The sequence below is a fragment of the Sphingomonas sp. genome (genome assembly GCF_036402235.1).
GTDB lineage: Bacteria > Pseudomonadota > Alphaproteobacteria > Sphingomonadales > Sphingomonadaceae > Sphingomonas.
In genome coordinates this window covers 1-9845 of record NZ_DASWTG010000085.1, presented here as the reverse complement: position 1 = coordinate 9845, position 9845 = coordinate 1, and the positions used below count along the sequence as shown (strand labels likewise).

The 9845-nt window shown below is 67.7% G+C and carries 9 protein-coding genes; 5 read left to right on the top strand and 4 right to left on the bottom strand.

Annotation, left to right across the window (positions count from 1 at the left end; translation table 11 throughout):
• Positions 1-164: 164 nt before the first annotated feature.
• From VGD28_RS17140 to VGD28_RS17130, 3 genes are all read left to right on the top strand, one after another.
• Positions 165-1250, top strand: a complete 1086-nt coding sequence (locus VGD28_RS17140) for a LysM peptidoglycan-binding domain-containing protein (RefSeq protein WP_331029568.1) — start codon at positions 165-167, stop codon at positions 1248-1250.
• Positions 1251-1282: 32 nt separating this feature from the next.
• Entirely contained in the window at positions 1283-1720 is a 438-nt protein-coding gene (locus tag VGD28_RS17135; RefSeq protein ID WP_331029567.1) for a hypothetical protein, read from the top strand.
• Between the two features lie 126 nt (positions 1721-1846).
• Positions 1847-3442, top strand: a complete 1596-nt coding sequence (locus tag VGD28_RS17130) for a long-chain fatty acid--CoA ligase (RefSeq protein WP_331029566.1) — start codon at positions 1847-1849, stop codon at positions 3440-3442.
• A 21-nt stretch (positions 3443-3463) separates the two neighbouring features.
• Here the strand turns inward: VGD28_RS17130 and VGD28_RS17125 are convergent, their stop codons facing one another.
• From VGD28_RS17125 to VGD28_RS17110, 4 genes are all read right to left on the bottom strand, one after another.
• On the bottom strand, positions 3464-4006 hold the full coding sequence (locus VGD28_RS17125; RefSeq protein WP_331029565.1) for a DUF4199 domain-containing protein: 543 nt from the start codon (positions 4004-4006) through the stop codon (positions 3464-3466).
• A gap of 100 nt (positions 4007-4106) precedes the next feature.
• Complete coding sequence (locus VGD28_RS17120; protein WP_331029564.1) at positions 4107-4544, bottom strand: response regulator transcription factor; 438 nt, start codon at positions 4542-4544, stop codon at positions 4107-4109.
• 197 nt (positions 4545-4741) lie between these two features.
• A complete protein-coding gene (locus tag VGD28_RS17115; protein WP_331029563.1) occupies positions 4742-5812 on the bottom strand; it encodes a PA0069 family radical SAM protein in 1071 nt (356 codons plus the stop codon).
• Positions 5813-6015: 203 nt separating this feature from the next.
• Positions 6016-7005 carry an alpha/beta hydrolase gene (locus VGD28_RS17110; protein WP_331029562.1) on the bottom strand — a complete coding sequence of 330 codons (990 nt, stop codon included), beginning with the start codon at positions 7003-7005 and terminating at the stop codon, positions 6016-6018.
• A gap of 247 nt (positions 7006-7252) precedes the next feature.
• Here VGD28_RS17110 and VGD28_RS17105 point away from each other — a divergent pair, with 247 nt between their 5' ends.
• Complete coding sequence (locus tag VGD28_RS17105) at positions 7253-8458, top strand: saccharopine dehydrogenase family protein (RefSeq protein WP_331029561.1); 1206 nt, start codon at positions 7253-7255, stop codon at positions 8456-8458.
• A gap of 199 nt (positions 8459-8657) precedes the next feature.
• Positions 8658-9827 carry a carboxynorspermidine decarboxylase gene (locus VGD28_RS17100; RefSeq protein WP_331029569.1) on the top strand — a complete coding sequence of 390 codons (1170 nt, stop codon included), beginning with the start codon at positions 8658-8660 and terminating at the stop codon, positions 9825-9827.
• Positions 9828-9845 lie beyond the last annotated feature (18 nt).

Sequence of the window (9845 nt, the reverse complement as noted above, 5' to 3'; positions counted from 1 at the left end):
TCCTCCCCCTCCGTCGCGCTGCGCGCGCCACCTCCCCCTGGCGGGGGAGGATAAGGGCTCACTCAACCTAGTCGATCCGACTAGCGATCCCCTCATTCCGATTATGGCCCGCGCCGCGCGGGGCCGTCACAACACGCATCTTGGCTTGCCAGGAGTATTGCGTAATGACCGTCGCAGCCGCCGCCCAGGATACCGCGCTCCCGCAGCTCAGCGTGCGCCCGCCGAGCGAGCTCGGAACGACCGACGCCGGACAGGTATCGACCCCGGCGGAGCGCGCCGCCTATCTCTCCGGCGTTCAGGCCGAGGCCCGCGCCGCGCTTGGCCCGGCGCCGCAGATTCCTTCAATCCAGATCGAGGTGAAGCCGGGCGACACGCTCGAATCGCTCGCCACGGCTTATGGCACGACGGTCGGTCAGCTCGCGCAGCTCAACCCGGACGTGCGCAATCTCGATGCGATCCGCGCCGGCGACAAGATCAACGTCCCGGTCAATCGCCAGGTGGTCGAGTTCCAGGCCGGCGACCGGCTCTCGGCGCTCGCCGACCGCTATGGCGTGAGCGTCAACCAGCTTGCGCGGACCAACGGCATCACCGATCCCGACAAGATTCAGGCGGGCCAGCGCTTCGCGGTGGTGCCTCCGGTGACCTATGGCCTCGACCGCAACAGCGAGGTGACCCAGTTCATTCAGGATGTGCGTGCGCTGCAGCCGCAATGGGCGTCGATGACCCCGGGCGAGCGCGCCAATGCGCTGGGCGCGGCGCTCAACGATCGCCTGAATGCGGGTGGGGTCCCCGATGTCCGCGTCCGCGCGGGCGGGGTGGGGACCGCCAACGGCGTCTATGATTTCACCACCAACACCATCGGGCTCGACCCGGCGTTGCTGAGCAGCAACAACGTCACCGACGCGCAGCTGCGTGACGTCGCGGACACGCTGTGGCATGAGGGGCGGCATGCCGAGCAATGGTTCGACATGGCGCGCGTCGCCACCGCACGCGGCGACGATCTCGCCGGGCTGCAGATGGAGGCCAACTTTGCCCAGGCCGCGGCCGCGGCCCCCGCGCTCGATCTCGACAGCGCGCGCGGCAACTATGCCGAGGCGATGTATGAGAGCGTCTATGGAACCGGCGCGGCCAACCGGAATTCCATCCTCACGAACATCACGGCGGGCAATTACGAGCAATATCGGGCGCTCCCCGAGGAGGCGGATGCATGGCGCGTGGGTGGCAAGGTCCTCAATCTCTGGCCGCGCTGATGCTCGCCGCCGCGATTCCGGGATGTAACGCGATGGACGCCGATCCCGCCAATGCCGCGCAGGGCGACCGCTTCGCCGCATTCTTCGACCTGCTCGCGCTGGTATCCGATCCCCAGGGGGCGCAGCGGCTGGAGACGATGGGCGCGCGTTTCGACCGCAGCTTCGAGGCTGCGGGCCAGCTCCGCTTCACCTTGCCCGGCCGCGCAGGCGAGGGTTCGGAGCTGCTCTTCGCGCCCGGAAAGCCCGGCCGGATCGAAGGGCTGAAGCTGGTTCCCCCGGCAGAGCTTCATGTCACGCGGCGAGAGATCGAGGCCCGTTTCGGCGCCGGCCAGCGCGCGCCGGCGCTGCCCAATCAGGGTTGGCGCGTCACGCATCAGGATGGCGGGCGCCGCGTGCTGGTCGTCTATGCCGGCAATCCCGAGCTGCCGACGAGCCACGTCGTCGCGATCACCGCGCTCCCCGGGGGCTGACCGGCCGCAGCCGCGCGCGACACCGGTGGCAACCGCGAAGCTGGGCGGCGCGCTCTTGCATCCTCTTCCTCGAAACCGCAGGATGCCCTTACGGACACGGAAACCCGTGCGGATGAGGAGAGAGCGATGCTGGGCGCGATGCAGGATTTCGAGCTTCGGGTACCGCGGCTGATCGATCATGCCGAGCGCGAGTACGGCGACCGCGAGATCGTCAGCCGCTGGTTCGACGGGAGCGAGACGCGCACCAACTGGGCCGGCATCGCCCGCGATTCGCGCAAACTGGCGCAAGCCCTTGAACGCATGGGAATCGGGAAGGGCGATCGCGTCGCGACGATGGCGATGAACCACAGCCGCCATCTCGTCGCCTGGCACGGCACGATCGGCATGGGCGGGGTGATCCACACCATCAACCCGCGCCTGTTCGAGGATCAGCTCGCCTATATCGGCAACCATGCCGGAGACCGCGTGCTGATCTACGACCGCATGTTCCAGCCGCTGATCGACAAGATGAAGCCGCAATGGAAGACGATCGAGCATTATATCGTCTTCGATGGGGAGGGGCCGGACAGCTTCGAGGCGGTGATCGGCGCCGAGGACGGCAACTATGCCTGGGTCGAGGGGGACGAGCGCGAGCCGTGCATGCTCTGCTATACCAGCGGCACCACCGGGAACCCCAAGGGCGTGCTCTACACCCACCGGTCCTCGGTGATCCACGCGATGGCGGAGATCCAGCCGGCGGTGTTCGACCTGTCGACCCAGTCGGTGGTTCTCCCGGTGGTCCCCATGTTCCACGCGGTAGGCTGGGGCATGCCCTTCGCGGCGCCGATGGTCGGCGTGAAGCTCGTCATGTCCGCGATCAACGAGGGCAAGGTGCTGTGCGAGCTGATGAACCGCGAGAAGGTGACTCACACCGCGGGCGTGCCGACGGTATGGTTCGCGATGTTCCAGCATATGGATGAGACCGGCGACGCGCCGAAGCATCTCAAGGTGGTGACGATCGGCGGCTCGGCGGCGCCGCGCGCGATGATCGAGCGGATCATGAAGATGGGCGCGCGCGTCAATCATGCCTGGGGCATGACCGAGACCTCGCCGATCGGCACGATGGGTGCGCCCAGCCACGACTGGGATGATTTGAGCTTCGAGGCGAAGGTCGACAAGATGGTCTGCCAGGGCCGCGCGCCGTTCGGCGTCGAACTGCGCACCGTGGACGATGCCGGCAACGTCCTCCCGCGCGACGGGGAGAGCTCGGGCCGGCTTCAGGTGCGCGGTCCGTGGATCATTAAGCAATATTTCCAGGACGAGGGCGGGCCGTGCCTCACCGCGGACGGCTGGTTCGACACCGGCGACGTCGCGGTGCTGCATCCCGACGGCATCATGCAGATCACCGATCGCGCCAAGGACGTGATCAAGTCGGGCGGCGAGTGGATCAGCTCGGTCGAGCTCGAAAATGCCGCGGTCGGCTGCCCCGGCGTGGCCGAGGCCGCGGCGATCGGCATCCATCACCCCAAATGGGACGAGCGCCCGCTGCTGCTGGTGATCCGCAAGCCGGGCAGCGAGGTCACCGCCGACCAGATCCAGCAGCATCTCGCCAAACATGTCGCGAAATGGTGGCTCCCCGACGAGATCCACTTCGTCGAGGCGCTGCCCCACACCGCCACCGGCAAGCTGCTCAAGACCGCGATCCGCGACCAGTATAGGGGCTTCCAGTTCGCCGCCGCCTGACCGCGAACCGGAGCGCCGGCCTCAGCTCTCGCGCCGCAGCGGCATGAAGCGCGGGTTGCGCAGCAATGCGGCCGAAACCAGCGAGACGAGCAGCCCCACCGGAAAGATCTCGCTGAAGGTGATCGGCAGGCGGATCAGCGGATTGGCGTACATTGCGCGGAACCCTTCCATCTGCGTCTGCAATGCCGCCAGTTCCGTCGCGCCGGCCCCGGCCGCGCGCTGCCGCTCGACCTCGGCCGCCATCATCGTCTCGACATAGTCGGCGCCGTTGATCGCGAGCACGGCTTCCCAGGTGAGCACGTAGAGCAATCCCGCGACCGCCGAGATCGCGACCCCCAGCCCAAAGGCCGGCCAGAACTTGATCGCCCCGCCCAGATCATGGTCGCGCCGCCGCTTGATCGCGACGAACACCGCGCTCAGCGCGATCAGCATGGTGAGGTAGCCGATCGCCATGCCCAGCGGGCCGGTCGGCGGATTGTCCCGGAACAGCGTGGCGATCAGAAAGAGCTGGATGCTCACCACCACGCCGGCGATGAGGCCATAGGTCAGGATCAGGCGTTGCATGTCATGTCCCCTTTGACGTGTATCGATGCAGGATCGATCCCGCGCAACGGCATCCGGAACAATCGCCCAAAGAGGTGATTTGGCCGAAATCCCCCGAATGTCAGGGCAGCAGCCCCAGCTCGCGCGCGCGGGCGAGCGCATCGGTGCGGCGGCTCGCGCCGAGCTTCTCGAACAGCCGCGCGACATGAGTCTTCACCGTGTTGGGCGAGATGCGCAGGTTGCGCGCGATCTGCTTGTTGGCGTGGCCCGCAGCGAGCTCGCGCAGCACCTCCATCTCGCGGACGCTGATGCCGAGCGACGCCTGCGCCGCCGGATTGCCGGCGGGCCGCGGCGGGGCAGGGCGGCCGAGCACGCGCGCGCCGACCAGCAGCCCGATCGCCAGGAACGCCCCGGCGACGATCAGCAGATAAAGCTCGATCGAATGCGCCCGCACCAGCCAGCGATAGTCGAGCCATTGCAGCAGCGCGCTGCCGGCCGCGAGAAGCGCGCCATAGAGCAGCGCCTGCCGCCACCAGGAAGGAAACCGCGTCGCCCGCATCCGCTCAAGCATCGCGCTTATACCCGCATCGTGCAACCGGAAGAAACCGGCATTGCCTCCCAATCCTCCCCCGCCAGGGGGAGGTGGCACGCGAAGCGTGACGGAGGGGGAGGATACGAACACGCCTGTTGGGAGTCCGCCCCCTCCGACGCCTTCGGCGCCACCTCCCCCTGGCGGGGGAGGATTGGAGGCCGCTCCTAAAACAGCTCCCCCTGCGCCCCCGCTGGCGGCCGGAACAGGTCGCGGCGCAGCGGGATATATTCCTTGTCGAGGCCGTAGCGCCGCGCCGCGCGCTTGAACCGCGTACGCAGCAATTCCGCCCAAGGCCCTTGCCCCCGAAAGCGCGTATGGAAGTTCGGATCATTGTCGCGCCCGCCGCGGATCGACTGGATCGTCGCCATCACTTTCCCCGCACGGTCGGGGAAATGCGTGTCGAGCCACGCGCGGAACAGCGGCGCCACCTCGTGCGGCAGCCGCACGGGGAGGTAGAAACACCCGAGCGCCCCGGCCCCCGCCGCGCGCTCCATGATATGCTCCATCTCATGGTCGGTGACCTGCGGGATCACCGGCGAGAGCGAGACGTAGGCCGGGATCCCCGCCGCGCGCAGCTTCGCTACCGCCGCCAGCCGCCGCTCGGGATGCGGCGCGCGCGGCTCGACCGTTCGCGCGATCTTCGGATCGAGCGAGGTGACCGAGATCATCACCGCCGCCAGCCCCTTCGCCGCCATCGGCGCGAGCAGGTCGATGTCGCGCGTCACCCGGTCGGACTTGGTGGTGATCGTGATCGGGTGGTCGCATTCGGCCAGCACCTCGATGCACCCGCGCGTGATCCGCCACTCGGCCTCGATCGGCTGATAGGGATCGGTGTTGGTGCCGAACGCGATCGGCTGGCAGACATAGCCGCGCTTCGCCAGCGTCTCGCGCAGCAGGGCAGGGGCGTCGGGCTTGGCGAACAGCCTGGTCTCGAAATCCAGCCCCGGCGATAGATCGTGATAGGCATGGGTCGGCCGCGCGAAGCAATAGATGCAGCCATGCTCGCACCCGCGATAGGGGTTGACCGATCGGTCGAAGGCGATGTCCGGCGACTGGTTGCGCGTCAGGATCGTCTTCGGCTTCTCGACCGTGACGCTGGTCCGCAGCGGCGGCAGCTCGCCGTCGATCCCCTCGCGCGCGTCGAGCCAGTCGCCATCGGCCTCCCGCGCGGGCAGGTTGAAGCGGGCGCTCTCGCGATTAAGCGTGGCCCCGCGCACGGGGCGGGTCTTTGCCATCCGCCAATGCTAGGCTGAAGAACGGAACATTTCAAGAACATTCCGGCGGTAGAGGACTTCGATAAATCCTCCCCCGCCAGGGGGAGGTGGCGCGCGAAGCGCGACGGAGGGGGAGGACGCGAGTCGCCAGGGTTCTGGAATCCGCCTCCTCCGTCAGCCTTCGGCTGCCACCTCCCCCTGGCGGGGGAGGATAAAAAGCACCCCTACACATGCATCGCGGTCCACGCCGCGAACCAGTCGAGCCACTTCGCGCCGGGGTTGCTCTTGGGAAGGCTTGCAGCCCCGAACCCGTGCCCGCCGCGCTCCAGGAAATGCGCCTCGACCGGCACCTTGTGGCGCCGCGCGGCTTCCATCAGCGCGATGCTCTGGCTAACCGGCACCGTCGCATCGTCCATCGCGTGGCACAGGAACAAAGGCGGCATCGCGGCGCTGGCCCGGGCAAGCACGTCGAAGCGCGCGGCGGCGCCGGGCTGCGGGTTCGGCCCGAGCAGGTTCGGCCCCGAACGGCTGTTCGGCCCCGCGCTCGAGAACTGCGTGACCGGGTAGATCAGCCCCGAAAAAGCAGGCCGCGCCGACAGACGGTCGGCGGCATCGACCGGGCGATAGACCGCATCCTCATGCCCCACCGTCAGCGTGCCCCCCAGATGCCCGCCGGCCGAGAAGCCGCAGATGCCGAGCTTGGCCGGGTCGATCCCGAACTCGGCCGCCCGCGAACGGATCAGCCGCATCGCCCGCTGGGCGTCCTGCAGCGGCACGTCGGTGCGGTTGAGCCAGCCCTCGCCGGGCAGGCGATAGGCCAGGACGAAGACAGTGATGCCCATCGGATTGAGCGTGCGGGCGACGTTCACTCCTTCGTTGATCAGGCTGACGAAGACATAGCCGCCGCCGGGCATCACCAGCACCGCGCGCCCGTCGGGCCGCACCGGGCGGAACACGCCGACATGAGGGTAACGGATGCCCTTCTCCCAGCGCTGCGGCGTGCCGAGCGGAAGCGGCACCGGCACGGTCGAGCGCGCGATCCCCGGCGGCGTGCCGGGCGGCAGGCCGGGCCACAGCATGAAATGCTCGCGCGGCGGCCAGGGCGGGGCGGGGGTGAAGATCCTGGGCGGCGTGATCTGCGCCTGCGCCCGGCCCGCGAACCCGAGCGCTGCGGCGCCCCCGATGAATGCCCTGCGGCCGATCGTCTTGTGCATGTCACGTTGGTAGTGCGTATCGACGGACGCTTTCAATCCTCCCCCGCCAGGGGGAGGTGGCATCGCGCAGCGATGACGGAGGGGGAGGACGGTGGGACCTTCGTTTCCTCCCCCTCCGTCGCCTTCGGCGCCACCTCCCCCTGGCGGGGGAGGATTAGGAAGGACTAGACGCATCGCCCTTTGCATCCGGGGCGTTGCTCTCATATGGGGGCGTCATTCCCCCGGGACATTTGAGGAAGGACAAGGCGTGAAGGACGTTCTCGTAATCGGCGCAGGCGGCGTTTCGTCGGTCGCGGTGCACAAGATGGCGAAGAACCCGGATCTGTTCGGGAAGATCACGCTCGCCAGCCGCCGCAAGTTCAAGTGCGATGCGATCGCCGAATCGGTGAAGCAGCGCTTCGGCGTCACCATCGACACCGCCGAGGTCGATGCCGATGACGTCGCCGCCACCAGCAAGCTGATCGAGGCCGTCAAGCCCAACCTCCTCGTCAACCTCGCTTTGCCCTATCAGGACCTCAACCTGATGGACGCGTGCCTCGCCACCGGCACCGACTATCTCGACACCGCCAATTACGAGCCGCGCGACGAGGCGCGGTTCCACTATGGCTGGCAATGGGACTATCAGGACCGCTTCAAGGATGCGGGCCTGATGGCGCTGCTCGGCTCGGGCTTCGATCCGGGCGTCACCAGCGTGTTCGCGATGTACATCAAGAAGCACCTGCTCGACACGATCCGCACGCTCGACATCCTCGACTGCAACGGCGGCGATCACGGCCAGCATTTCGCGACCAACTTCAACCCCGAGATCAACATCCGCGAGATCACCGCGCCCGCGCGGCACTGGGAGAATGGCGAGTGGGTCGAGACCCCGGCGCTCTCCTCGCGCCAGGTGTTCGAGTTCGATCAGGTCGGCGCCAAGAACATGTACCTCATGTACCATGAGGAGCTCGAGAGCCTGGTCAAGTTCATCCCCGAGATCGAACGTGCGCGTTTCTGGATGACCTTCGGCGAGCAGTATCTCACCCACCTGCGCGTCCTTCAGAATGTCGGCATGACCTCGATCGAGCCGATCCTGTTCGAGGGCCGCGAGATCGTGCCCCTCCAGTTCCTCAAGGCCGTGCTGCCCGAGCCCTCGACGCTCGGCACCACGACCAAGGGCAAGACCAACATCGGCGACATCGCAACCGGCACCAAGGACGGGCAGGAGAAGACCTTCTACGTCTATAACGTGTGCGATCACGAGGACGCGTTCGAGGAGACCGGCAACCAGGCCGTGAGCTACACCACCGGCGTGCCCGCGATGATCGGCGCGGCGCTGATGCTCAATGGCACCTGGCGCGGGGAGGGCGTGTTCAACATGGAGCAGTTCGACCCCGATCCCTTCATGGACATGCTCAACAAGCACGGCCTGCCGTGGCAGGTCCATGAGCTGGCGGAACCGCTGAAGTTCTAAATTCCTCCCCTGAGCTCGCTCAGGGGAGGGGGACCGCTCGCGCAGCGAGTGGTGGAGGGGCCGCCCCGCAGAGGGCGGTGTTCTTGGCGACGTCCCGCCGTCTGCGCGGCGGCCCCTCCGTCATCGCTGCGCGATGCCACCTCCCCCGGTGGGGGAGGAGTAAGGAAGAAACATGGAAATCCGCGCCGCGCCGCCCGTAATGTCCACCAAGGCCGGCGACCCCGGCGCCTTCGCGGGCTTCGACCTGTCGCGCGTGCCGTCGCCCTGCTTCGTCGTCGACGCCGCCGCGGTCGAGCGCAACCTCCAGGCCATCGCCGACGTCCGCGACCGCGCCGGGGTGAAAATCCTGCTCGCGCTGAAAGCCTTCTCGATGTGGTCGCTCGGCGATCTCGTCGGCCGCTATCTCGACGGCGTCGCCACCTCGGGCCTCCACGAAGCCAGGCTCGCCGCCGATCACTATCATGGCGAGATCGCCACCTATTGCTCGGGCTACAAGGCCGCCGACATGGCGCAGGTGTGCAAGCTCTCCGACCACGTCATCTTCAATACCCCCGGCCAGCACGAAGCGATGAAAGCCGAGCTCGACGCCGCCCGCGCCCGGGGCGACACGTTCGACGTGGGCCTCCGCCTCAACCCGATGCACAGCGAGGGCGAGGTCCAGAAATACGACCCCGCCCAGCCGCACTCGCGCCTCGGTTTCCCCGCCGACCAGCTCCGCCCCGAGCATCTCGAAGGCGTCGACGGCCTCCACGTGCACTCCCTCTGCGAGCAGGACTTCCCCCCGCTCCGCCGCACCTGGGAAGCGCTCAAGCCCCGCATCGCGCCGTACTTCGGCCAGCTCAAATGGCTCAACTTCGGCGGCGGCCACCACATCACCCGCGCCGATTACCAGCGCGACGATCTCGTCGAGTTCCTCAAGCAGGTGCGCGAGGAGACCGGCCTCGAAGTGGTCCTCGAACCCGGCGAGGCGATCGCGCTCGACACCGGCATCCTCGTCGGCGAGTTCGTCGACATCTTCGACAACGGCATGCCGATCGGCGTGGTCGACATCTCCGCCACCTGCCACATGCCCGACGTGATCGAGGCGCCGTACCGCCCGGCGATGCTGGGGGAGGGCGGCGACGTGCTCGTCCGCCTCGGCGGCCCCTCGTGCCTCGCCGGCGACATCCTCGGCGACTATCGCTTCCCGCAGCGCCCGCATCCCGGCCAGCGCTTCGCCTTCCTCGACCAGGCGCACTACTCGATGGTCAAGACCACCACCTTCAACGGCGTGCCGTTGCCGTCGATCGCCCTGTGGGACAGCCGCACCGACGAGCTGCGCATCGTGAAGTCGTTCGGCTACGAAGACTTCGAGGGCCGCCTCTCCTAAAAATCCTCCCCTGAGCTT